We start from the raw sequence: 22,598 nt of genomic DNA on the forward strand, positions 1-22,598 counted from the left end.
TATGAGCTATCAAGTATTAGCACGTAAATGGCGCCCTAAAAAATTCACAGAATTAGTGGGCCAAGAGCATGTTGTCACTGTGCTAGTTAACGCACTAGAGCAGCAACGTCTTCATCATGCCTATTTATTTACTGGTACTCGTGGGGTGGGTAAAACAACGATAGCTCGAATTTTTGCTAAAAGCTTGAACTGTGAACAAGGGATAACTTCAACGCCTTGCGGTGTTTGTGATACATGCCAAGATATTGACCAGGGCCGTTTTATCGATTTACTTGAAATTGATGCGGCTTCTAAAACAAAGGTTGATGATACGCGTGAAATACTTGATAACGTTCAATATGCACCGACACGTGGCCGTTATAAAGTTTATTTAATTGATGAAGTACATATGTTGTCTCGTAGTAGCTTTAATGCGTTATTAAAAACGCTTGAAGAGCCACCTGAACATGTGAAGTTCATTTTAGCGACCACAGATCCTCAAAAGCTTCCGGTAACAGTGTTATCTCGTTGTTTGCAATTTCACTTAAAAGCATTAACCGTCGGCCAAATTGAACAAAAGACTCAGCAAATTCTTACCGCTGAAAACGTCTCAGTTGAACCCGGTGCTTTAACCTTATTAGCTAAAGCCGCTCGCGGCAGTATGCGTGATTGTTTAAGTTTAACCGACCAAAGTATCGCGCAAGGGCAGGGAAGTATTACTCTCGCCAATGTTCAACAGATGTTGGGCGGTGTCGATCAAAATTGGGTTTTTAAAATACTGATAAGCTTATTAAAGCAAGATCCTAAAGCGCTAATGCTGCTTTCACTCGATATAGCCTCATATGCACCTAATTACAGCCGCTTAACCGCAGAGCTTATTCAGTTACTTCATCAAGTTGCTATGACGCAAGTTATTGGCCAACACTTTGATTTGTCGCCTGAGCATAACCAATTGGTTGATAAGTTCAGTAAAGCAATGAGTGCTGAAGATATTCAGCTTTATTATCAAATAGTGCTCAATGGCCGTAAAGACTTACCTTATGCGTCTGATGAACAAGCAGCTTTTGATATGCTTTTATTGAGATTATTAGCATTTACACCGATCAAAAATAGCGAAAGTTTACCCGATACTCAGGTTAGTCAATCCAGCGACTTTGACGATGTAAGCTTTGCTAAAGGCAATATTAATAAACCTGATAATTTTGTTGCGTCTTCTTTAGTTGAGCAGCCCCTAGTCGAGCAACCATTAGTTGATCAGCCTGTAGCCGATTTAGCTGAAAGTAGACCAAACCTTATAACGGGCAATGCTTCGCCAGTAACAGCAAGCCCTTTAGAAGAACAATCTATTATTACTCCGCCAGAGTACTTTGCTGTACCCGATGCGTCCTCAGAGCAAGAGCATCGTGCGATGCCTCCCTCTATAGACTCAGCTGAAGAAAGTAGACCCAACCTTATAACGGGCAATGCTTCGCCAGTAACAGCAAGCCCTTTAGAAGAACAATCTATTATTACTGCGCCTGAGTACTTTGCTGTACCCGATTTGCCCTCAGAGCAAGTGCATCCTGCGATACCTCCCTCTATAGGTGCAGCTGAAATAGCCCCAAATATCGATACACCTAGTTTCCAATCGCCTATAGAAAAAGCTATAGCGACCCGGAACATGTTACGTAGTCGAAAAAAAGGGTTGGAAAATAACGCAAAAAAGTCAAATGACGCTAAAGGGCGTCAAGACACAAAGACTCCAGATGTTCTTGAAGCAATAACTCATGAAGAGCCTCGTTCATATGTTCCTGCATTAACATCTATTTCTGAGCAGGCTTTTGATGTTAGTGCGATAGACCCAGCAAAAATACGCTCTGCTAATCAAGTCGACAAATGGGCAAATATGATTGACGCCATGTCGTTAACAGGGCGACTGCGTCAGCTGGCAATACATGCAACCGTTGATGAACGGTCTACCGACGATTTATTACTACTTAACTTAAATCAAGCGACTAAACATTTAAACAGCGATGTTGCTCATAAAAAGTTAGAACAATGCATCTCTGATTTTTTACAGCGAAAAATTACGGTAGAATTGACGATTGTCGATGAGACCTCTCATGATCCGTATCAAATTCAATCACATATTAATGATAAACGTTATAACTATGCGAAAGAATTATTACAAAATGATGAAATCATTATTGGTTTGAAAACTCATTTTCAAGCACAATTAGATGAAAATTCGATTGTAGCATTGTAACTGCTACTTGATATTTGTCGCGTTAAGATCTATCTTTGGCGGCAACAGAACTTTGGAGAAAAAATTATGATGAAAGGTGGCATGGGCAACTTAATGAAACAAGCCCAACAAATGCAAGATAAAATGGCTAAAGCTCAAGAAGAATTAGCTAAAATGGAAGTTATTGGTGAGTCAGGTGCCGGCATGGTTAAAGTGACTATGACAGGCGGACACAGTGTTCGACGTGTTGAAATTGACGACAGCTTAATGGCAGATGATAAAGATATGCTTGAAGATTTAGTTTCAGCCGCGTTTAACGATGCCGTTCGTCGCGTTGAAGCACAAAATAAAGAAAAAATGGGCGCTCTAACAGGTGGTATGCAATTACCTCCTGGGATGAAAATGCCGTTTTAAGCTTTACTCTTAATAAAAATGGCACCTTTTAAGGTGCCATTTTGTTTGAGTTACGATTTAAGATAACACTCAAATAGATTCTTTAGCGTTTTGGATCATTCTGTTTGTTAGTCCCAGGCCTAAGCCCAGGTTAAAATATAGCGCCGTCTAGTTTTCTATATAAAGGGCTATAATTTACTGTATTGCCGTGGCAACTGCGCCGCTTTATAATTAAATATTGTTTTCTTGTGTCCAATCTTTGAGCTTTTCTAAAATATCTAATGCGGTTCGGCCAAAGTCGGTGATTTCATACGCGACGGCAATAGGACGATCGCTAATAACTTCACGCGTTACTAAGCCTTGAACTTCTAATTCTTTAAGGCGTTGATCAACCATCTTTTTACTTGCGCCCCCTAACATGCGAGATAATTCGTTAAAGCGCACGGGCCCATCTTTTAAATGCCAGAGGATAGAGGCTTTCCACTTTCCCCCTAAAACGCGCATACCTCGTTCAATTAGACAGGGTTCTTCACAGCTTTGTGAATTTATTTTTTCTGCGTTACTTGTTGTTTTTATTGTTTTTGTAATCATTATTCTATTTTTATCTTAGTGGTTACTAAAAGTATACTGGTTGCTTTAATTAACCACTCTAGCATAATGTGGCTATATAGCCAATTTACTCTCTCGATGCATTATTGTTAATGCAGTTTTAGGAAACTATTTTATGCCAACACTTATCTCATACGATCCCATTAATAGAGCGCCTTTAGGCGAAGTCCCTGTTACTCAAGCCCCACAAATGACAGAGGTTGTGTTACGTGCACAACAAGCGCAAAAAGCTTGGTCGGCACTGTCTCTTGAACAACGTCAACAAAGTGTAGACAAGGCCTATAAAGGGCTGGCTATGGTTGAAGACGAACTGGCTTTATTAATTAGCCAAGAAATGGGCAAAGATCACCGAAGAGCAAGTTATGAAGTGGCGGGTACCGTTCAGAACGCCTCTTATTTTACTGAAGAAATAGTGCAAGCGCTCAAAAGTGAGGCGATAGGAAACAATGCGCAAATGCAATATCGCCCCTTAGGTGTGGTTGCTGTTATATCGCCTTGGAATTATCCACTGGCCATGGCGAATAACTTGCTGTTACCTGCATTAATTGCAGGTAATAGTGTGGTGTTAAAACCATCAGAAGAAACACCTTTGGTTGCTGAACTTTTTGTCAATACACTGAATAAATTATTACCTGAAAATGTATTACAAATAGTGCACGGTAATGCAGAAACCGGCAAAGCTTTAGTTGAAGCTGATATTAATATGGTCGCTTTTACCGGTTCACTCGCGGCTGGTAAGCATATTATGGCAAGTGCAGCAGCAGGGCTTAAACGCTTGGTTATGGAGTTAGGTGGTAACGATCCGCTTATTGTGATGGCAAACGCAGATATTAATAAAGCGGTACAATTTGCTGTTGCAAGTTCTTTTGAAAATGCTGGGCAAATGTGTACGTCTACCGAACGCATTTATGTTGATGAGCAAATCGCTGATGAATTCGAGCAGAAAGTTACGGCTTTAGCTAATCGTTATCAAGTGGGCGCTTGGGATCAAAAACATGTCAACTTTGGCCCGATTGTTAATCCTAAGCAGCATGCTCATGTTTTATCGCAACTTAAAGATGCACACGCTAAAGGTGCAAAATTTTTATTAGGGACACATCACTACGAGTTGCCTTATATACAGCCTACTGTTATCACTTGTATTACCGCTAATATGCTTTTAGAGAAAGATGAAACCTTTGGCCCTGTGGTTGCTATTAGTCGCTTTAATGAGTTGTCTGAAGCAGTTGAACGAGCCAATGCCAGCTCGTATGGTTTAGGTGCTGTGGTTTTTGGTCATGATGGTGCTAATAAGGTTGCAGAGCAAATGGAAGCGGGAATGGTCGCGATTAATCAAGGCGCCGGAGGCCTTGGACCTTGGGTTGGGGCGAAACAAAGTGGTTTTGGTTTTCATGGCACGGCAGCTGGTCATCGCCAGTTTAGCCAATTACGCATTATCAACAAATAGCAATACACGATGGTCAGCACAACCCTTTAACTAAGCAAATGGGTTAAGACCAGCACACCCATTATTGAAAGAGTAAAATATGAAACAAACAATAGACACAAACACTGACTTTTTTGTCGCCGCATTAGAAGCCGGCGCAGAGCACCCGGCTTTACCTGCATGGGGCAACAGTCAGGTTAATCCTGCTAATTTGAGCAAAGATTTTGATATCAGTCATATTGAACGTCGAGAATTGATAGAGGTGCCTGGAGCATTTCAATTATTGAATGTCTTAAGCAAAGATGAGTGCGCGCAGCTTATCGATATTAGTGAACAATTAGGTTTCTTGCCAGATGCTGCCGTTTCTTTACCGCGCAGTGTTCGACACAATGACAGTTTAACCTGGATAGTTGATGAACAAACTGATGGAACTATTTGGCAACGTATTGCGCATCTAATGGATGACCGACAGGCTATTTTTGGTGGTCGTAAAGCGTTGGGGATCAATGCACGCTTTAGATTCTATCGTTATAACCCTGCTGACTACTTTAAGCCTCATTCTGATGGCTCTTGGCCGGGTAGTCGCGTTATTGGTGACGAGCTAGTCTCTAATGCTTATTCTGACCGATATAGTGAAATGACTTTTTTAATCTTACTAAGTGAAGACTTTCAAGGTGGAGAGACACGTTTTTTAGTGAATGCTGATGATCCCAATCAGCCAGCATCAAGAAATGATAAGGTTAAAAATGTCGATGTTCGAACCCCAGTAGGCGGTATATTATGCTTTCCTCATGGTATGCATCCTTTACAATGTATTCACAGCTCTCTGCCTATTACTGAGGGGATTAAATATATCATTCGTAGTGATGTTTTATTTGAATTATAAGTGTTTCTCAATGGCCTAGTTGCTTTATATTTACGAGTGTAAAAAGTGTTTTGTAGTTAGTAGAGCAAATTTAATAACTTTTAAGGTGGCTGCTTATTGAACACGTAAAGAATATCAGTCAATATAGCTGAGATATTTTGTCAAATGAGCATCAGCCCTAATGATACGCTTATTTTTAGCTTTGCCATTGATAGGAAAAGTATAATTGGATATTCCCTCTGACTAAAGAGCATGGCGCTGCACCAATGGCTTTCATTATATTACCTTTGGTCGGCGCATTTTTTGTCGATATTACCAATGCCTTTATCATCAGAATAGCCCTAAATTTTTAAAGCGCATTGACTTTGTATACATCGAGAAAGCTCAGCGTTAGCGACTTGTTAGCTTTTAAAATGCCTGTAAATGTTCGCTTTGTTCGCCTACTTAAAGGAATACTCTAATGAAAATTCCGCTGCCATTGGCATTTATATTAATTTTTGTTTCGACATACGCAAGTGCTAAACAAGATAAAGCGTCATGTGTCATGAAGTTGTTTACCCTTGGTACTGAATCGATGACACTGGGCGAAATTAGATCCGTTTGTGCTAGCCAAGAAAATGATATCACTAGACAACAAACAAAGACCCAACCAACAGAATTACAGAGTAGAACAGGCGGTATTACCGATAGAATAAAACGTGAGAAATTGACTGAGTTTGAACCTTATGTGCTTACTCCCCATAAAATGAATTTTGTATTGCCAGCAATGACAACAAATAAAGTGAACAAGCAAGCATATAGATCCTTTGAAGGCTATGAAGACAACTTAGAAAATGTTGAAGCAAAATTTCAACTAAGCCTTAAAGTACCCTTAAATTATGACAAAATATTTATAGAAGGCGATGGGCTTTACGCCGCTTTTACCTTAAGTGCCTGGTGGCAAATTTATGCGAGTGGCATCTCTAAACCCTTTCGAGAAACAAATTATCAGCCAGAAATATTCTATCTTGCACCGCTTAATTGGCATCCGTTTGGAGGTAATACCGGCTTTATTGTCGGGGTAGAGCACGAGTCTAACGGGCGAGCACAAGACTTATCACGTAGTTGGAATCGTATTTACACACATATTCTGTTTGAGAAAGAAAAATTTGCGCTATCGATTAAACCTTGGATAAGGTCATCTGAAAAGGAAAAAACTTTTGCTTTAGATCCCGACGGAGACGATAACCCTGATATCGAAGATTACATGGGTAACGTTGAGTTAAGCATGGCCTATAAATGGCGTGACTATGAATTTAATTTCAAAGGTCGACAAAATTTCAGTAGTCATTACGGCGCTGCTGAGCTTGGTTTTACTTTTCCGCTGTGGGGTAAACTAAGGGGTTACGCAACGGTGTTTACTGGTTATGGTGAAAGCCTTATCGATTATAACTATAGTCAAACTAGGTTTGGTATTGGCATCTCACTCAGTGATATTTTATAGCAAAAAAAAGCACGCGCTTTATTTTATAAAGGCGTGCTTTTTTGTCAAACTATGTTGGATATTAAATTACTGAAAGTTCGATTTCAATGTTACCGCGTGTCGCATTTGAGTAAGGGCACACAAGATGCGCTTTATCTACCATTGTTTGCGCTTGTGCTTTATCCATATCACCTAATGATATCGTTAACTTAACCGCTATACCAAAACCACCTTCAATAGCACCAATAGAGACTTCTGAATTAATAAAAGTTTCGCTCGGTAAACTGGTTTTTTCTTCACCAGCAACAAATTTAAGTGCACCAATAAAACAAGCCGCATAACCAGCAGCGAATAATTGCTCAGGATTTGTACCTTGTCCATCATCTCCACCTAAACCTTTCGGCGTCGATAAGGTAATGTCTAAGCGACCATCATCAGATTTTGCTGTACCTGCGCGGCCACCCGTTGCTGTTGCTTTTGCTGTGTAAGCAATGTTTTCTAATACGTTCATAATAAACTCCAAGTCATTAATATTTACTTTGTGTGCAAAATATATAACAAACAAATACTGATTGCAAATACTTTGTGTGCAAATTAAAATGTCACATTCAGGAGAGCATTATGTCATTTGATCAATTAAAACTTAAAAACCAGCTTTGCCATCGATTATATATGGCATCGAACAGTATTGTTCGCGCTTACCGTGAACCACTGAGAGAACTCAATATTACTTACCCACAATATGTGGTCATGATGGCATTGTGGGAGCATGACAAAATAACTATTGCCGCGCTTTTAGAAAAAACCATGATTGATGGTGGGGCGATGACACAAATTTTAAAGAAAATGGTCGATAAGTGCCTTCTAGAAATAATTAAAGACGACAACGACAAGCGTAAGCGCCTAGTGCAGTTAACACAACAAGGGCAAGAATTAAAAATAAAGGCTGCAAATATTCCTAATACAATTAGCTGTAAATTTACCCATATTAACAGCACACAAGTCAGCCAACTTATGGAATTACTCGACCTAGTAGTCAATGATTTAGCGATAGAAACATAGCAAAATGTAAATAAAACACCAGTTATAATAATAATATTCGCATTAACTAGACGATCGGTCTATTATACAAAAATGAATATTCCAGCAATTCAAGCACGTCGCGGTAGACCGCCCAAAATAGCGCGTGAAAATCAAGATACCAAAGCGGAGTTAATTCGCAGTGGTCTAGAACAACTCACTAAAAATGGCTTTGCCTCCTCAGGAATTGATCAGATCTTAAAGAAAGTGGCTGTACCTAAAGGATCTTTTTATCATTATTTTGCCAGTAAAGAAGCTTTTGGCCAGGCGGTCATTGAAAACTACGCCAATTATTTTGCTAACAAGTTAGATGCATGTTTGTTGGATGAAGCCTTTCCTCCTTTAACACGCATTAGTCATTTCGTTGAAAGTGCCAAAGTAGGCATGGTCCGCTATCAATTTAAGCGTGGTTGTTTAATCGGCAATCTAGGCCAAGAAATTGATTTACTTCCTGAAAGTTTTAGACAGCAATTGATTGATATATTCCTTTGTTGGCAGCATCGCTTAGCTACATGTCTCAGAGCAGCACAAAAGCAAGGTCAAATTTCACCAAGCGCAGATTGCGAACGACTGGCTGAATACTTTTGGATGGGTTGGGAAGGCGCGGTTAGTAGAGCAAAGCTAGTTCAAAATACTTCACCCTTAGATAATTACCTGAATTTTTACATAGTCGGTTTACCCCGATAATTTTTTCATCATTTATAGACGATCGGTCTAAATAAGGAATAGCAGATGTTTAAAGGCATTTTAATTGAAAAAGACGACCAAGGTTACCGCGCGGCAGTTAAAGATATTGACGACAACTTACTGCCAGAAGGTGATGTTACCGTTAAAGTTTCCCATAGCACGCTTAATTACAAAGATGCTTTGGCCATCACGGGTAAAGGTCCGGTCGTTAGACAATTCCCTATGGTTCCCGGTATCGATTTAGTCGGAACGGTTGAACACAGTGAGAGTGATAAGTTTGAGGTTGGCGATAGTGTACTGCTCAATGGTTTTGGTGTCGGTGAAGTGCACTGTGGCGGTTTAGCTGAAAAAGCGCGATTAAAAAGTGAATGGTTGATCCCATTGCCAAAAGCATTTTCACCACGCCAAGCCATGGCTATTGGTACGGCAGGTTATACCGCGATGCTTTGTGTAATAGCACTTGAAAAAAATGGCGTCACTCCAGATAAAGGAGAAATTTTAGTAACCGGGGCAAACGGTGGCGTTGGCAGTTTTTCAATCGCAATCCTAGCGAAATTAGGCTATACAGTTGTTGCTTCAACAGGCCGCGTTGATCAAGTTAAATATCTAGAAAAACTAGGCGCGTCAGCCGTTATCGACCGTGAAACGTTATCGCAACCTGGTCGCCCAATGACCAAAGAACGTTGGGCCGGCGCAATTGACTCTGTAGGTAGTCATACGTTAGCGAATGTTTGTGCGAGTATGAAATATGGTGGCACTGTTGCAGCCTGTGGTTTAGCGCAAGGCATGGATTTTCCTGCCTCTGTTGCTCCTTTTATCTTACGTGGCATAACCTTAGCGGGTATTGATAGTGTAATGCGCCCACTCGCAGACAGGATTGAAGCATGGCAACGACTTGCTGATATTTTAGACCCTAATGTTTTTGAAGATATTTCTACCGACATCACCTTGGTAGAAGCTGTCGATGTGGCCAGTGATTTAATGGCAGGCAAAGTGCGTGGTCGAGTGGTTGTTAATATTAGTGGGTAAAGCTATAGGTAAAATGAGTACAAATTGATATTTTGTAAGTTTCTACTCATAACTACCGGTAGTTATTAAAAATTTTTATAATAGAACATCTTAGTTAGCTGTAACTGACAAAGAGTAGAGGCTCAGTATTTCTTGAGCCTTTACGACATAAAGACAGCTAGATTGTTAACATTATTGCGTCTTTAGCACTTTTTTAACGGTAGCTTCTAAACTAGTTAACCCCGCTTTTTTTCCTGTAACAATCGCCTCATCAATACTTTTATTGTGATTGAAGTGCGCATCTAATGCGAACATAGCACCAACACGGTTACCGCTGGCACAATGAACAAAAGCTTGTTCTTTATTTGTAATGGCAGCAGTAAATAATGTGAGATTTTCTTTATTGATATCACTGGCACCACTAATAGGTATGGCAATATAATTCATGCCTAAGGCTTCTACTTTAGCTTGTTCGTCAAAATCGTCAAATTCACCAGTACCCCGTAAATTTATTACTGTTTTAATACCGCTTTTTGACAGCATAATGAGGTCACTCTCGCTGGGTTGCCCACCAATAATAAATTGCTGGCTATATTGTGTAGCATTTTTGGCTGAGAGCTTATCACTAACGTCATTAGCTTGGCTAAAACCAGATAAAGTGAACATTAAAATTAAAAAGGTAATAACTACGCTTGCTTGTATATTCATTAGTGTACTTCCAATGGGTGAACTAACTTTATATGATTTTTGTTTTGAACATATTTTATGAAAAGATATTAAAAACGCTAGTCATGGCAGTTTTTTAATATATATTAATTATATAAAACTTGATATTAAAGGTAGCAAACTAAAATGATTTTTGGTGCAAAAAACAAAGAAGAAATCTTTCGTTTGAAAATTGAGAACAACCCATTAAAAAATCGTATTGAATCACTAGAAAAAAATTATTATTAGCTGAAAATGATAATTCTCAGTTAGCGGAAGATATGTCTACTAACGATAGTCGTGCTCGCACACATGAAGATCTGAATAAGCTTTGGATGCAGTCTTTAGTTTAATTAACCAAGTTTGTCAAGAGTTCATTATTACGTGGTTGCATAGATGAATGGATGCAGGGTAACGCAGGAGCAGTTACCGAGCGGCCAATAACGGTCTGTATTTTTTATTTAGCTTTTAGTCGCTAGGTCACTCGTTGGTAGATACTTATATTTTGTACATGGGAACATGGGTGTTTTCTAATTTGTAACCCTTTAATGTTGCTTGACCTTGATAACTTGACTCACCGTCACCACTGAACTCAAAATCAAAAATACTGATCCAATGGGGTCCTAAAGCTTTACTAAAGGTTAAGCGACTTGACCGCCGCGAAAGCGAAATAAACTGCAAACCATCTTTTTCACAATATGCTGTTATGTGGCGTAAAGCGAATTCTGAAACTTTTCTAAGGTAAATGAAGTACCACAAAAATAAACAGACAATCAGTAATAAATAAATATTTTCCATTCTAGCTCTCTATCATTAGCGTTGAAATAACATACCAATAGCTTTACTTAACTCATCGCTACGGTTTGGCGCTCTCATACATTGAAATATTAATGGCCGTAAAGTAGGAATAGCCACTAAATCTTTAAAAATAGCTTGGAAGACGGCAATATCATGCTGAGTAACTAATAACTCCAAAAAAGACATGATTTGCGATTCACTGGTGAAAACTTGCCAGCATCTCCCTGCAATCACTATCGCTATTTCTTCAGACATACCTTGTGCAGGCGACGCTTGCTTAATTAGGGTATTAATAAATACTACCACATGAGGGTGTTCACAACTTGATGATAAACTTCGTAATAAAAAACTCAGCTCAGCGCTACTGTCTTCATCTGTTGCACTCTCACGCTGCTTAAATTCTGCAATGAGTCTATCAATAATATCTACTGATAACTTAACATTTTCTAATGCTGAACATAATGGCTTAAGAACCGGCGAAGGTAATTCAGTGAGAGCGTTAACTATTATTTTTTGTATTTCTTTAGCAGATAAACGTACGACAAAATCATTTAAGCCTTGCACGCCTACGCTGTGGTAATCCTGCCAAGATTTTTCGCCCGATAAATAACTTAATGCGCCAGAAAAATACTGGCTACTATTATTTTTTGTTTCCAGCGAAATTAAACTGTTCATATAGGCTAGTTTGTATTGTGGCGGAGTAAAATGATAAGGATTACTTTTAAGTAAGGCTTCTTGTTGCTCATTTGGCACCGTACTAAGTTCAGCGCCTAATGCTTCAATAATAATAGCAATAAAATGATCCCTTGCGGCTAAGTTAAGTAAACCACGCTCATCAAGAGGTATCTTTACAAACCATAAATATGGCGAAGTGTTTTGCTTTTGCCAAAAAGCCAACGCTATAAAGGCATGGCCTTGAGAAGGAAATGGATAAGGGATCTGGTTTGCTTCAATTTTAGTAAAACTATCTTTTGATAATTTATCTATTTTTCGGCCAATATCAAATACCCGATATTGAGAGCCAGAAAGCTTTAATAATTCAGAAATAGAAGAAATAGTATTCATAGCTTAAATAATAAATAAAATAATAATCGAATAATGTTGGCATTATAGAGATAATAATAGATCAATACTATTTGCTTTTTGCATAGCAGATAAGAAACCTAGAGATAATCATGCCTTTTGATGAAAAACCCATCTTAACGATATTATATCAAGATGATTACATTGTTGCTGTTGACAAACCAGCAGGACTTTTTGTTCATAGAAGTTATATGGATAAAGATGAAATATATTTTGCCTTACAATTGGTGCGTGACCAAGTGGGTAAATATGTTTATCCCCTTCACCGATTAGATCGCCCGACATCAGGTGTTTTATTATTTGGTTTAAACGAAGAAGTAGCACGATTAATGGGGCAAGTGTTTATTGATAAAAAAATTCAAAAAACATACTTTGCTTTGACGCGGGGTCATTTACTGGGGGCAGGGGAAATAGATTATCCCCTTAAAGAGAAGCTCGATAAATTAGGTGATAAAAATGTTAGCCTTGATAAAGCACCGCAAGATGCTGTTACTCACTACGAGTCTTTATTAACTGCAAGTTTACCTATTAAGGTCGGTAAATTTGATAGTGTGCGTTATTCATTAATTAAATTATTGCCTACCACGGGAAGAAGACATCAAATTCGCCGTCATTTAGCGCATTTACGCCATCCTATTTTAGGTGATATTAATTATGGGGATAATAAACAAAATCCATTTTTTATTGAACATTTTGGCTTTAAACGGCTGATGTTAATCGCTAAAAAAGTGGCATTTATTCACCCTATTACCAACGTACAGCTGACAATTGAAGCTGAATTTGATCAGCAATGGCTAGAGGTTTTTGATGAACTATCTTGGGAGACTAAAATAATAAAGACCTTAACGTAATCATTACATTAGCTTATTCAGCGGTAATAATACGAATAGAATTTATATCTCTAGCAATTAAAGCAGCATAAACATGTGTGGTTCGTTGGTTATTATCGTCGCTAATTTTTGGCCCTTTAATATTGACAGTATTAACAAAAATATCATTACTATAACGTTCGCGTTGCTGAGCAAATGCTAACATCATTTGCTGATCTTCCGTTACTGGACGATGAAGCAATGACATCATCAAATGATGGTCAGAGAGCAATGGTTTTTTTTCTATTGTTACTTGTGGGGTCGAGCGACAAGCCGTCAGTAATAAAGTGCTAAGAACAACAAGCAAAGTTAAAATATTTTTCATGATCAGTCAATAATAAAACAAGTGATACCTCTAGATGGCAAATGGTATGCCAAGTGTTTTATTGATTGTTAAATCAGTTGAGCTAAATGAAGTGAGGATAATTAATTAACTGTTATTTATAAAGAATTTTTAATTTTTTTATTTAATGAAAGCAGATGTTTTTGTAAAGATCATTAACTTTGACAGCCAAGCTATAGCAAAGACTGTTCAGCTGTCAAAAAAATAGCGGTGATAAATTCACCGCTATTTTTACAAAGAATTTATCGCTTTATTCTTCTGATACCGAACGAAGTAAAGCATTAATACCAACTTTTGCGCGTGTTTTAGCATCCACTTTTTTCACAATTATCGCTGCGTATAAACTGTAGGTACCACACTTAGAAGGTAAGTTGCCTGGTACGACTACCGAGCCCGCTGGCACACGTCCGTAATGTATTTCACCTGTTTCACGGTCAAAAATGCGAGTACTTTGACCAATGTAAACGCCCATAGAGATTACAGCGCCTTCTTCAACAACCACACCTTCAACAATTTCTGATCGTGCACCAATAAAGCAATTATCTTCAATAATAGTTGGTCCCGCTTGTAAAGGCTCTAATACGCCACCGATACCAACACCACCAGATAAGTGTACATTCTTACCAATTTGAGCACATGAACCGACAGTTGCCCATGCATCAACCATACAGCCTTCATCAACATAAGCGCCGATATTAACAAAGCTTGGCATAACCACTACATTCTTACCAATGAAACTACCCGTGCGCACAGATGCGCCAGGAACGACACGAACACCGTCAGCCTCAAAGTCTGCTTGTGTGTAATCAGTATATTTCATCGGAACTTTATCAAAAAAGGTACTTTCGGCGCCGTCGATGACTGCGTTGTCCCAAATTCTAAAAGAGAGTAAAACTGCTTTTTTTAGCCACTGATGAACAACCCATTCACCAGCTACTTTTTCTGCAACACGTGCTGAACCATCATTTAAGGCGGCTAATGCGTTTAATACCGCCTGCTTTACTTCAATTGAAACAGTTTTTGGCGTGATGTTCATTCGATCTTCAAAAGCTTGTTCTATGGTGCTTTGTAAGTTTGACATGGTAATTCCTATTCTTTTAAATTTATGGTCTAAAGTGTTAAATGCTATGTTGTTTTTCACATAGCATCGCTGAAAGTTGTTGCTGTTGTTCTTGTGTTAACGCTAAATTATCACTGTTTGAAACTGTAAAAACATCATCTATCTTTTCACCAAAAGTCGTAATTTTTGCTGAGTGAATATTTAGTTTGTTTTCTTGAAAAATTTTCGCAAATTTAGCTAATAGGCCAGGTTGATCAAGCGCAATTATTTCTAATACCGTAGTTTTATCGGTTGCTGTTTCAATAAAGCTCACTTTAGTGGGAACTTTAAAGTTATCAATATAGGTAGGAGCAGGTTTGTTTTTTACTTTTGGCAGTGGCTTCATTAATGATTTAGTGAGTTTGTTGGCTATATCTAATGCCCGACTGCTGTCCGTTATCGCTCTATTTTTTTGATCTAATACCACAAAGGTATTTAAGGTATAACCTTTCTTACTGCTAATAATTTTAGCATCATGAATCGATAAACGCTGCGCGTCGAGTAAGGTCACCATTTTTGCGAAAATATTTGCAGAGGCTTTGGTATAAATAAATATTTCAGTACCGCCTCGATAAGGTTTAGGACTGATCAACACTAAAGGTTTTACGATACTATGTTTTATTATATGACGGCTATGCCAAGCAATTTGTACCGGTGAATAACGTAAAAAGTATTCGGCTTTAAGCTTTTTCCAAAAGGTTCTAATTTGATTAGCATCGCACTCGTAATCTTTGAGCAGTTCAAGTGCTTTTTCTTGGTTCTCTCGTGTTTTTGCACGTAAATCAACTTGTTTTTCGAGTCCGCGTCGAAAGGCTCTTTTGGTATTAAAATAAAGCTCTTGTAGTAAATTTGCTTTCCAGCTATTCCATAAGCTTTCATTGGTTGCGCGCATATCAGCAACAGTTAAACAATAGAGATAATCTAAGTGAGCTTCATCCCTGACAATAGCAGCAAAAGTTCTGATCACTTCTTCATCAGCAATATCTCGACGTTGTGCGGTTACCGACATGACTAAATGGTTTTTGACCAACCAGGCAATCATGCGACCATCGTGATCACTTATCGGGTGAACCTTGCTAAATTCTAACGCATCAACGGCACCTAATTTTGCATGGTCGCCACCACGACCTTTCGCAATATCGTGAAAAATGCCAGCAATATATAAGACTTCTGGCTTACGAATACGCTGCATTATCTTGCTACAAAGCGGATAATCATTGTCGTGTTGAGGTTGGCTAAAACGATAAATATTTTTAATTAATCGGTAGCTATGTTCATCAACAGAGTATGCATGAAATAAATCAAACTGCATCTGTCCGACAATACTTCGCCATTGCGGTAAATAAGCAGCAATAATTGAATGGCGATGCATTAAGCTAAAGGTTAAGCCTAAGCCATTAGGATGCTTCATTATTTCGATGAAGATTCGTCGACATTCGGCGTAATCCATTAACCCTGAAATTAAACGTCTGCGGGCATTTCTTAATAATCTGAGTGTCTGAGGGTGTAAATCGGTAATATTTTCATTTTGAGCAACCAGTAAAAACAGTTCCATAATTTTTACTGAACTCATAAAAACTCTGTCGTTTACTGCATTTATTTGGCCATCAATAATAATGAAATCTTTAGTCAGGGGGATCTTTTCAACTGGATGATTCTTTTTGATAATGGCATATTCAAAATGCTGTAACAGCATCTTATTAAGTTCAGCAACACGGCCAATAATACGAAAAAATCGCTTCATCATGCGTTCAATAGCAAATTTACCTTCATCACCAAAGCCCATTAAACTGGCAACTTCGCCTTGGTAGTCAAAAAGTAAACGGTTTTCATTGCGACCCGCAATAATGTGCAAAGCGGCACGCATTCGCCATAGATAGTCTTGACACTCTAATAATTCAAAAAATTCGTTTTGTGTTAAATAATGATGAGCAACAAGTTCTTCCAGTGAGTCGGCAACAAAATGTCGTTTGGCAACCCAAGCGATGGTTTGGATATCTCGCAGGCCACCCGGATTAGCTTTTAAATTCGGCTCTAGCGTATAAGATGCACCATGGTATTGTTGGTGGCGTTCATATTGTTCTTCGCGTTTGGCCAAGAAGAATTTTTTTGAGGTCCAAAAGCCATCTTTTGCCAATAACGGATATAAATTTTGTGTGAGGGCTTCATTGCCACAAATTTGGCGCATTTCCATCAGGTTTGTCGCTATGGTAACGTCGCTTTTTGCTTGCTTTACACATTCTTTAACACTGCGGACACTGTGACCAATATCGAGCTTTACATCCCATAGCTGCGTAATAAAAGCGGATATTTTTTCGGATAAGGCATCACTGATCTTTTCTTTAGTCAGTAATAATATATCGACATCAGAATAAGGATGTAATTCACCTCGACCATAACCACCAACAGCAAGTAAGCTAATTTGATCTTCATCTAAATTGTGCTGGCACCAAAGTTTATGGAGAATTTTGTCGACAAACTCTGAACGCGTTGACACTAATATGGATACCTCTACATAAGGAAATTTATCTTTTTGCCATTGCTGAAAATCACGGCTAAGTTGACAAATATCTTGAGTAGAAATAAAAGGGGAGCTAACGGCTAATGGGGTACTATATTCTATCGGAAAAAGAGTTTGCATAGCTGAATATTTTACTCAATAAGTTAAGGCGATAGACATCATGCTTTATTTAGCCATTAAAAAGCAAATAACGACTATCGCTAACTTATACTTTGTTAACAAAACCAGTAACAAAACTAGTTATGCAGATGTCTTGGAATCGTATCATCGCTATGCAATGTTAAAATTTCACAGCCTGTGCGAGTAACAACAAGTGTATGTTCCCATTGTGCCGACTTTTTGCCGTCTAAGGTGTAAACGGTCCAATTATCTTCTTTATCTAGTAGTGTATTAGCACGACCAAGGTTAACCATAGGTTCGATAGTAAAACACATACCTTCAAGCATTTTTTCTTTGTCGGTATTTTTATAATGAACGATCTGTGGTTCTTCATGAAAAACGCTGCCAATACCATGGCCACAATATTCTTTTACAATAGAGTAACGACCTGATTTTTTTAAAAACTTTTGAATAGCAGTGCCAATCTCACCAAAGGTGTTGCCAGGTTTTACTTTTTTCAATCCCACATACAAAGCTTCTCTGGTGATACGACATAAACGATTGTCTTCAAGACTTACTTCGCCAATAAGAAACATTTTACTGGTATCACCGTGATAGCCATCTTTAATAACAGTAATGTCCATATTAACAATGTCACCATCAACTAGTGGTACATCGTTAGGAATACCATGACACACCACGTGATTAACTGAGGTACAAATTGATTTAGGAAAGCTATGATAATTTAATGGCGCTGAAATGGCATCTTGCACTTTGTCAGTATAGTCAGCGCATAGGGTATTTAACTCATTGGTTGTCACACCCGCTTTTACATAAGGTGTGATCATCTCTAATACGTCGGCGGCAAGTTTTCCTGCGATACGCATTTTTTCTATTTCTTGCTGAGTTTTAATTGTAATACCCATTTATTCCTCTATTGTCTGTTTAGTGTAAAGGCTACGGTTGTTATTTTGCCTAAAAGTGTCGTTATTGTCTATCGGTCTAGTTTTTTGCAAGTTCAAGCTCAACAGCTTCTATTATTGCACTCGGGTTTTGCAAATATAAGTTATGGTTTAGTAAGGTTAGATTTTCATTATGAGCAATTAATAGGGCGGGGATCGCTTTTGTACCAATATACTCTTGAAAATCATAAATTTCTTGTAAAACAAATTCGGCTTCCTTGGCTATTTTACCTTCCTTAAATACTTTTGCAGGCGGTGATAGCTTAAGTTCATCAATGATAGGCTGAAAATCACTTTCGTGCGTAAACGCTGTACCTTGTACAAAATGCTGTTTTTGGATAGCTTCAATAAGCTCTAAGGTTAAGTGAGGCACTTTTTGACTAACCCATCCAATTAAATTAGCACTTAATGTTGAGTCTTTCTCTACATTAAGAGTTTTGACATATTCGTGACTAAATTCAATGTTAGCGTCATCTTCAACGGCATCAATAGTTTTTCGGCTGACTTTCTCATCTCCTTCATAGTGAGCACTGTGCCATAAATTTAAAGTGATATTTGGATAAGCATCAGCGATTTCTTTAACTAAAGAAGTTGTTGCAAAGCTCCAAGGGCAGTGTGTGTCATAAATAAAAAAGAGTTCAGTAGACATGGTCATATATCGCCGTAGTGTTAAGTCAAAATTTAATAAAAATATAGAACCACTAATTTTAGCGCGTACAGTAAAATTATCCCAGTAATATTATTACTATATTAATTAAGGAATATTGACCTTTAATTGTTAATTTCTAGCCTTTGGTAAATTAATATGGTATAAAGTGCGCCGTTAAATTTGTCGATTTAATAGCATAGATATTTAGATTTTATCTAAGTATTACTCAGTGTTTTCGGTTATCCGATTACTAACTTGTTGTTATCGATAGTGTTTAGCTTTTAAACTTGTATTATTAAAAATAATAATACTTATTATAAATTCACATACATTTATTAAGAATATGTCGGGGTGCTCAGTTTGAATTTGTCTTAATTATAAGCAAATAATCGAACAATAAAGAGTCAGGTATATTTGAATGTATGAACGCTTAACCCCCTAAACCAAATAAAGGAAAAATCATGCCAAACGTTTCTATGCGCGATATGCTTAAAGCAGGTGTTCATTTCGGTCACAAAACCCGTTACTGGAACCCAAAAATGAAAACTTACATTTTTGGTTCACGCGATAAAGTTCATATCATCAACCTTGAACAAACTGTTCCTATGTTCAATGAGGCCCTTGCTTTCTTATCAGGTGTTTCTGCGAAAAAAGGTAAAGTTTTATTTGTTGGTACTAAGCGCGCTGCAAGCGATGCAATTAAAGATGCTGCTATTAAATGTGATCAGTTTTACGTTAATCACCGTTGGTTAGGTGGTATGTTGACTAACTGGAAAACAGTTCGTCAATCAATTAAGCGTTTAAAAGATCTTGAAGCACAAAGCTCTGACGGTACTTTTGAAGCTCTTACTAAAAAAGAAGCTTTAATGCGTACACGTGAAATGGAAAAACTTGACAAAAGTCTTGGTGGAATCAAAAACATGGGTGGTTTACCTGACGTTTTATTCATCATTGATGCTGATCACGAACACATTTCTATCAAAGAAGCTAAAAACTTAGGTATTCCAGTAATATCTGTAGTTGATACAAACTCAAACCCAGATAACATTGATTTCATTATCCCGGGTAACGACGATGCAATTCGCGCTGTGACTTTATACACTGATTCTGCTGCTAACGCAGTTTTAGCTGGTCGTGAAAAGAACATTGTTGTTCAAGCTGAAAAAGACGGTTTTGTAGAAGCTGAATAATTTCAGTTTTTCATAATCTTTTTTGCTATTGCCACAAGCGTGTTTGCGCTTGTGGCAACATATTAATATTTATGCCCGGCTTTAAATAGTTTAGGGGATAACAAAATTTGAGGAATTCTCTCATGGTAATTACTGCTGCAATGGTAAAAGAACTTCGTGAACGCACAGCTGCGGGCATGATGGATTGTAAAAAAGCTTTACAAGAAGCTGAAGGCGACATGGAACTTGCGATTGAAAATATGCGTAAGAACGGTCAAGCAAAAGCGGCTAAAAAAGCCGGTAACATCGCTGCTGAGGGTGCTATTTTAATTAAAAGCGCTGATGGCGTTGCTGCACTTCTTGAAGTTAACTGTCAGACTGATTTTGTTGCAAAAGATTCTAACTTCTTAGGTTTTGCTAACGAAGTTGCAGACGCTGCTTTAGCATCAAAAGCGACAATCGAAGAGTTACAAGCTCAATTTGAAGAAAAGCGTATTACGCTTGTGACTAAAATTGGTGAAAACATCAATATCCGTCGCGTTTCATACGTTGAAGGTGCTGCATTAGCTTCATACAGCCATGGCGCTAGTATTGGTGTTGTTGTTGCTGGTAAAGGCGATGCTGAATCATTAAAGCACATTGCTATGCACGTTGCTGCAAGTAAGCCTGAATTTTTAACACCTGAAGATGTTGCTGATAGTGTTGTAGAAAATGAACAGCGTATTCAACTAGATATCTTAAAAGCTGAAAACGATGCTCTTGATGATAAAAAGAAAAAACCTGTTGAATTACTTGAAAAGATCATCATAGGTCGTATGAAGAAATTTACCGGTGAAATTTCTTTGACAGGTCAAGCATTCATCATGGAACCTAAGAAAACTGTTGGTGTTGTTCTTAAAGAGAAAGGCATTACGGTTTCTAACTTTGTTCGTTTAGAAGTTGGTGAAGGCATTGCTAAGAAAGAAGAAGATTTTGCTGCTGAAGTTGAAGCACAAATTGCTGCATCAAAAGCTTAATTTTTAAGCATTTAATTCAGTAAAACAGTTCTTTTTTCAGTTTAGACTTTCGATAGTCAGCTAAACGTATTAAAATAGCCGCGGTCAAATTGATCACGGCTATTTTTTTCGCCTATTTATAGACAAAATACAGGAATGTTTTTTATGAGCATCAGTCCAAAACCAATATATCGTCGAATTTTATTAAAACTTAGTGGTGAAGCCTTAATGGGTGAAGAGGGTTTCGGTATCGACCCTAAAGTTTTGGATCGTATGGCTCAAGAAATTAAAGAACTGATTGAAATGGGCATTCAAGTGGGGTTAGTTATTGGCGGCGGTAATTTGTTCCGTGGCGCTGGTCTTGCAGAAGCAGGAATGAACCGCGTTGTTGGTGACCAAATGGGTATGTTAGCAACCGTAATGAACGGCCTCGCGATGCGTGATGCCTTACATCGTGCTTTTGTTAATGCTAAATTAATGTCTGCTATTGACTTGGCAGGTGTTTGTGACCGTTATAACTGGGCTGAAGGCATCAGTTTATTAAAATCTGGCCGTGTTGTTATTTTCAGTGCCGGTACCGGTAATCCTTTCTTTACCACAGATTCAGCAGCCTGTTTACGCGGCATTGAGATTGAAGCTGATGTGGTTTTAAAAGCGACTAAGGTAGATGGCATCTACTCAGATGACCCTGTTAAAAACCCTGATGCTACCTTATATAGCCAATTAAGTTATAACGAAGTATTAGAAAAAGAACTCAAAGTAATGGATTTAGCCGCATTTACGCTCGCGCGTGATCACAATATGACTATTCGTGTTTTTAATATGAATAAGCCAGGTGCACTAAAAGCAGTGGTAATGGGCGGTAATGAAGGTACAACTATCGACCATTCAGAAAATTTAGTTTAATTTTTGATTTAAAGGAAATTCAACGTGATAAATGAAATAAAACAAGATGCTCAAGACCGTATGAGTAAAAGTATCGAATCATTAAAAAGCAATTTAAACAAAGTAAGAACGGGGCGAGCACATCGTTCTTTACTTGATAATATTGTTGTTGATTATTACGGTATGGAAACACCATTAAGTCAAGTGGGCAACATTGCTACGCCTGATGCCCGTACTTTAGCGATTACTGTCTTTGATAAAGGCATGATCGGTGCAGTTGAAAAAGCAATTTTGAAATCTGATTTGGGCTTGAACCCATCATCTCAAGGAACACTTATTCGTATTCCTTTACCACCTTTAACAGAAGAACGTCGTAAAGATCTTGTTAAAGTGGTTAAAAATGAAGCTGAAAATGGCAAGGTAGCTATTCGTAATATCCGCCGCGATGCTAATTCAGATGTAAAATCATTAAATAAAGAAAAAGAAATCAATGATGATGAAATGCATCAGTCTGAAGATGATATTCAAAAATTAACCGATACGTATGTAAAACAGGTTGATGATATCTTATCTATTAAAGAAAAAGAGTTAATGGAAATATAACTTCTTTAACCGATAATATAAACCGTAGTTATTAAATGATCACTACGGTTTTTTTTACAGAAAATTTGAATCTAGCTTGATTAGC

General features: G+C 38.0%; 23 protein-coding genes. 13 read left to right on the plus strand and 10 right to left on the minus strand.

Translation table 11 applies throughout. The features are described from left to right. Nucleotide 1: 1 nt before the first annotated feature. Entirely contained in the window at nucleotides 2–2,224 is a 2,223-nt protein-coding gene (gene dnaX / locus H4J66_RS11415; RefSeq protein ID WP_182174573.1) for a DNA polymerase III subunit gamma/tau, read from the plus strand. 63 nt (nucleotides 2,225–2,287) lie between these two features. After that, nucleotides 2,288–2,617 carry a YbaB/EbfC family nucleoid-associated protein gene (locus H4J66_RS11420; protein WP_146798582.1) on the plus strand — a complete coding sequence of 110 codons (330 nt, stop codon included), beginning with the start codon at nucleotides 2,288–2,290 and terminating at the stop codon, nucleotides 2,615–2,617. A 210-nt stretch (nucleotides 2,618–2,827) separates the two neighbouring features. Here H4J66_RS11420 and H4J66_RS11425 read toward each other — a convergent pair whose 3' ends face one another. After that, nucleotides 2,828–3,184 (minus strand): helix-turn-helix domain-containing protein, encoded by a 357-nt coding sequence (locus tag H4J66_RS11425; protein WP_182174922.1) that lies wholly within the window; start codon nucleotides 3,182–3,184, stop codon nucleotides 2,828–2,830. A gap of 136 nt (nucleotides 3,185–3,320) precedes the next feature. Here H4J66_RS11425 and H4J66_RS11430 point away from each other — a divergent pair, with 136 nt between their 5' ends. From H4J66_RS11430 to H4J66_RS11440, 3 genes are all read left to right on the plus strand, one after another. Beyond that, nucleotides 3,321–4,652, plus strand: a complete 1,332-nt coding sequence (locus H4J66_RS11430) for an aldehyde dehydrogenase (RefSeq protein WP_182174575.1) — start codon at nucleotides 3,321–3,323, stop codon at nucleotides 4,650–4,652. 79 nt (nucleotides 4,653–4,731) lie between these two features. Then, the gene (locus tag H4J66_RS11435; protein WP_182174579.1) at nucleotides 4,732–5,517 is read left to right on the plus strand and encodes a 2OG-Fe(II) oxygenase; all 786 of its coding nucleotides are present in this window, start codon (nucleotides 4,732–4,734) and stop codon (nucleotides 5,515–5,517) included. A 439-nt stretch (nucleotides 5,518–5,956) separates the two neighbouring features. Continuing rightward, on the plus strand, nucleotides 5,957–6,979 hold the full coding sequence (locus H4J66_RS11440) for a phospholipase A (protein WP_259369110.1): 1,023 nt from the start codon (nucleotides 5,957–5,959) through the stop codon (nucleotides 6,977–6,979). Nucleotides 6,980–7,040: 61 nt separating this feature from the next. On the opposite strand, the gene H4J66_RS11445 is transcribed toward H4J66_RS11440, so the two are convergent. Then, nucleotides 7,041–7,469 (minus strand): organic hydroperoxide resistance protein, encoded by a 429-nt coding sequence (locus H4J66_RS11445; RefSeq protein ID WP_182174582.1) that lies wholly within the window; start codon nucleotides 7,467–7,469, stop codon nucleotides 7,041–7,043. 110 nt (nucleotides 7,470–7,579) lie between these two features. Between H4J66_RS11445 and H4J66_RS11450 the strand changes: the two genes are divergently transcribed. From H4J66_RS11450 to H4J66_RS11460, 3 genes are all read left to right on the plus strand, one after another. Beyond that, nucleotides 7,580–8,020, plus strand: coding sequence for a MarR family winged helix-turn-helix transcriptional regulator (locus H4J66_RS11450; RefSeq protein ID WP_182174585.1), 441 nt, complete (start codon nucleotides 7,580–7,582; stop codon nucleotides 8,018–8,020). Nucleotides 8,021–8,092: 72 nt separating this feature from the next. Further along, complete coding sequence (locus H4J66_RS11455; protein WP_182174588.1) at nucleotides 8,093–8,725, plus strand: TetR/AcrR family transcriptional regulator; 633 nt, start codon at nucleotides 8,093–8,095, stop codon at nucleotides 8,723–8,725. Nucleotides 8,726–8,770: 45 nt separating this feature from the next. After that, nucleotides 8,771–9,754, plus strand: coding sequence for an MDR family oxidoreductase (locus H4J66_RS11460; protein WP_182174591.1), 984 nt, complete (start codon nucleotides 8,771–8,773; stop codon nucleotides 9,752–9,754). Nucleotides 9,755–9,925: 171 nt separating this feature from the next. On the opposite strand, the gene H4J66_RS11465 is transcribed toward H4J66_RS11460, so the two are convergent. The 3 genes from H4J66_RS11465 to H4J66_RS11475 all read right to left on the minus strand — a co-directional run bounded on the left by H4J66_RS11465 (nucleotide 9,926) and on the right by H4J66_RS11475 (nucleotide 12,301). Beyond that, nucleotides 9,926–10,441, minus strand: a complete 516-nt coding sequence (locus H4J66_RS11465) for a fused DSP-PTPase phosphatase/NAD kinase-like protein (RefSeq protein WP_182174593.1) — start codon at nucleotides 10,439–10,441, stop codon at nucleotides 9,926–9,928. Between the two features lie 495 nt (nucleotides 10,442–10,936). Then, nucleotides 10,937–11,236: a DUF3301 domain-containing protein gene (locus H4J66_RS11470; protein ID WP_070374063.1), complete on the minus strand. Its 300-nt coding sequence runs from the start codon at nucleotides 11,234–11,236 to the stop codon at nucleotides 10,937–10,939. 15 nt (nucleotides 11,237–11,251) lie between these two features. Next, on the minus strand, nucleotides 11,252–12,301 hold the full coding sequence (locus tag H4J66_RS11475; protein ID WP_182174595.1) for a DUF3549 family protein: 1,050 nt from the start codon (nucleotides 12,299–12,301) through the stop codon (nucleotides 11,252–11,254). A gap of 110 nt (nucleotides 12,302–12,411) precedes the next feature. On the opposite strand from H4J66_RS11475, the gene truC reads away from it, so the two are divergent. After that, the gene (gene truC / locus H4J66_RS11480) at nucleotides 12,412–13,170 is read left to right on the plus strand and encodes a tRNA pseudouridine(65) synthase TruC (RefSeq protein ID WP_220463284.1); all 759 of its coding nucleotides are present in this window, start codon (nucleotides 12,412–12,414) and stop codon (nucleotides 13,168–13,170) included. 13 nt (nucleotides 13,171–13,183) lie between these two features. Here truC and H4J66_RS11485 read toward each other — a convergent pair whose 3' ends face one another. From H4J66_RS11485 to H4J66_RS11505, 5 genes are all read right to left on the minus strand, one after another. After that, nucleotides 13,184–13,513 carry a hypothetical protein gene (locus H4J66_RS11485; protein ID WP_182174597.1) on the minus strand — a complete coding sequence of 110 codons (330 nt, stop codon included), beginning with the start codon at nucleotides 13,511–13,513 and terminating at the stop codon, nucleotides 13,184–13,186. Between the two features lie 268 nt (nucleotides 13,514–13,781). Then, nucleotides 13,782–14,612 carry a 2,3,4,5-tetrahydropyridine-2,6-dicarboxylate N-succinyltransferase gene (gene dapD / locus H4J66_RS11490; RefSeq protein WP_070374060.1) on the minus strand — a complete coding sequence of 277 codons (831 nt, stop codon included), beginning with the start codon at nucleotides 14,610–14,612 and terminating at the stop codon, nucleotides 13,782–13,784. A 37-nt stretch (nucleotides 14,613–14,649) separates the two neighbouring features. After that, entirely contained in the window at nucleotides 14,650–17,271 is a 2,622-nt protein-coding gene (gene glnD / locus H4J66_RS11495) for a [protein-PII] uridylyltransferase (RefSeq protein ID WP_182174599.1), read from the minus strand. A 116-nt stretch (nucleotides 17,272–17,387) separates the two neighbouring features. Further along, nucleotides 17,388–18,176, minus strand: a complete 789-nt coding sequence (map, locus tag H4J66_RS11500; RefSeq protein WP_182174601.1) for a type I methionyl aminopeptidase — start codon at nucleotides 18,174–18,176, stop codon at nucleotides 17,388–17,390. A 76-nt stretch (nucleotides 18,177–18,252) separates the two neighbouring features. After that, nucleotides 18,253–18,861, minus strand: a complete 609-nt coding sequence (locus H4J66_RS11505; protein ID WP_182174604.1) for a hypothetical protein — start codon at nucleotides 18,859–18,861, stop codon at nucleotides 18,253–18,255. A 461-nt stretch (nucleotides 18,862–19,322) separates the two neighbouring features. Here H4J66_RS11505 and rpsB point away from each other — a divergent pair, with 461 nt between their 5' ends. The 4 genes from rpsB to frr all read left to right on the plus strand — a co-directional run bounded on the left by rpsB (nucleotide 19,323) and on the right by frr (nucleotide 22,513). Then, a complete protein-coding gene (rpsB, locus tag H4J66_RS11510; protein WP_070374057.1) occupies nucleotides 19,323–20,051 on the plus strand; it encodes a 30S ribosomal protein S2 in 729 nt (242 codons plus the stop codon). Between the two features lie 122 nt (nucleotides 20,052–20,173). Continuing rightward, on the plus strand, nucleotides 20,174–21,046 hold the full coding sequence (tsf, locus tag H4J66_RS11515; RefSeq protein ID WP_182174607.1) for a translation elongation factor Ts: 873 nt from the start codon (nucleotides 20,174–20,176) through the stop codon (nucleotides 21,044–21,046). Nucleotides 21,047–21,190: 144 nt separating this feature from the next. Continuing rightward, entirely contained in the window at nucleotides 21,191–21,931 is a 741-nt protein-coding gene (gene pyrH, locus H4J66_RS11520) for a UMP kinase (RefSeq protein WP_070374055.1), read from the plus strand. A gap of 24 nt (nucleotides 21,932–21,955) precedes the next feature. Then, entirely contained in the window at nucleotides 21,956–22,513 is a 558-nt protein-coding gene (gene frr, locus H4J66_RS11525) for a ribosome recycling factor (RefSeq protein WP_070374054.1), read from the plus strand. The last annotated feature ends 85 nt before the right edge of the window (nucleotides 22,514–22,598 follow it).

Origin of the sequence: Colwellia sp. MB3u-55 (assembly GCF_014076785.1) — a bacterium.
GTDB lineage: Bacteria > Pseudomonadota > Gammaproteobacteria > Enterobacterales > Alteromonadaceae > Colwellia_A.

What these genes read in the sequence shown, in the direction of transcription:
- dnaX (WP_182174573.1), top strand. Translation starts at nt 2, where the DNA reads ATGAGCTATCAAGTATTAGCACGTAAATGGCGCCCTAAAAAATTCACA.
- H4J66_RS11430 (WP_182174575.1), top strand. Translation starts at nt 3,321, where the DNA reads ATGCCAACACTTATCTCATACGATCCCATTAATAGAGCGCCTTTAGGC.
- H4J66_RS11435 (WP_182174579.1), top strand. Translation starts at nt 4,732, where the DNA reads ATGAAACAAACAATAGACACAAACACTGACTTTTTTGTCGCCGCATTA.
- H4J66_RS11440 (WP_259369110.1), top strand. Translation starts at nt 5,957, where the DNA reads ATGAAAATTCCGCTGCCATTGGCATTTATATTAATTTTTGTTTCGACA.
- H4J66_RS11445 (WP_182174582.1), bottom strand. Translation starts at nt 7,469, where the DNA reads ATGAACGTATTAGAAAACATTGCTTACACAGCAAAAGCAACAGCAACG.
- H4J66_RS11450 (WP_182174585.1), top strand. Translation starts at nt 7,580, where the DNA reads ATGTCATTTGATCAATTAAAACTTAAAAACCAGCTTTGCCATCGATTA.
- H4J66_RS11455 (WP_182174588.1), top strand. Translation starts at nt 8,093, where the DNA reads ATGAATATTCCAGCAATTCAAGCACGTCGCGGTAGACCGCCCAAAATA.
- H4J66_RS11460 (WP_182174591.1), top strand. Translation starts at nt 8,771, where the DNA reads ATGTTTAAAGGCATTTTAATTGAAAAAGACGACCAAGGTTACCGCGCG.
- H4J66_RS11465 (WP_182174593.1), bottom strand. Translation starts at nt 10,441, where the DNA reads ATGAATATACAAGCAAGCGTAGTTATTACCTTTTTAATTTTAATGTTC.
- H4J66_RS11470 (WP_070374063.1), bottom strand. Translation starts at nt 11,236, where the DNA reads ATGGAAAATATTTATTTATTACTGATTGTCTGTTTATTTTTGTGGTAC.
- H4J66_RS11475 (WP_182174595.1), bottom strand. Translation starts at nt 12,301, where the DNA reads ATGAATACTATTTCTTCTATTTCTGAATTATTAAAGCTTTCTGGCTCT.
- truC (WP_220463284.1), top strand. Translation starts at nt 12,412, where the DNA reads ATGCCTTTTGATGAAAAACCCATCTTAACGATATTATATCAAGATGAT.
- H4J66_RS11485 (WP_182174597.1), bottom strand. Translation starts at nt 13,513, where the DNA reads ATGAAAAATATTTTAACTTTGCTTGTTGTTCTTAGCACTTTATTACTG.
- dapD (WP_070374060.1), bottom strand. Translation starts at nt 14,612, where the DNA reads ATGTCAAACTTACAAAGCACCATAGAACAAGCTTTTGAAGATCGAATG.
- glnD (WP_182174599.1), bottom strand. Translation starts at nt 17,271, where the DNA reads ATGCAAACTCTTTTTCCGATAGAATATAGTACCCCATTAGCCGTTAGC.
- map (WP_182174601.1), bottom strand. Translation starts at nt 18,176, where the DNA reads ATGGGTATTACAATTAAAACTCAGCAAGAAATAGAAAAAATGCGTATC.
- H4J66_RS11505 (WP_182174604.1), bottom strand. Translation starts at nt 18,861, where the DNA reads ATGTCTACTGAACTCTTTTTTATTTATGACACACACTGCCCTTGGAGC.
- rpsB (WP_070374057.1), top strand. Translation starts at nt 19,323, where the DNA reads ATGCCAAACGTTTCTATGCGCGATATGCTTAAAGCAGGTGTTCATTTC.
- tsf (WP_182174607.1), top strand. Translation starts at nt 20,174, where the DNA reads ATGGTAATTACTGCTGCAATGGTAAAAGAACTTCGTGAACGCACAGCT.
- pyrH (WP_070374055.1), top strand. Translation starts at nt 21,191, where the DNA reads ATGAGCATCAGTCCAAAACCAATATATCGTCGAATTTTATTAAAACTT.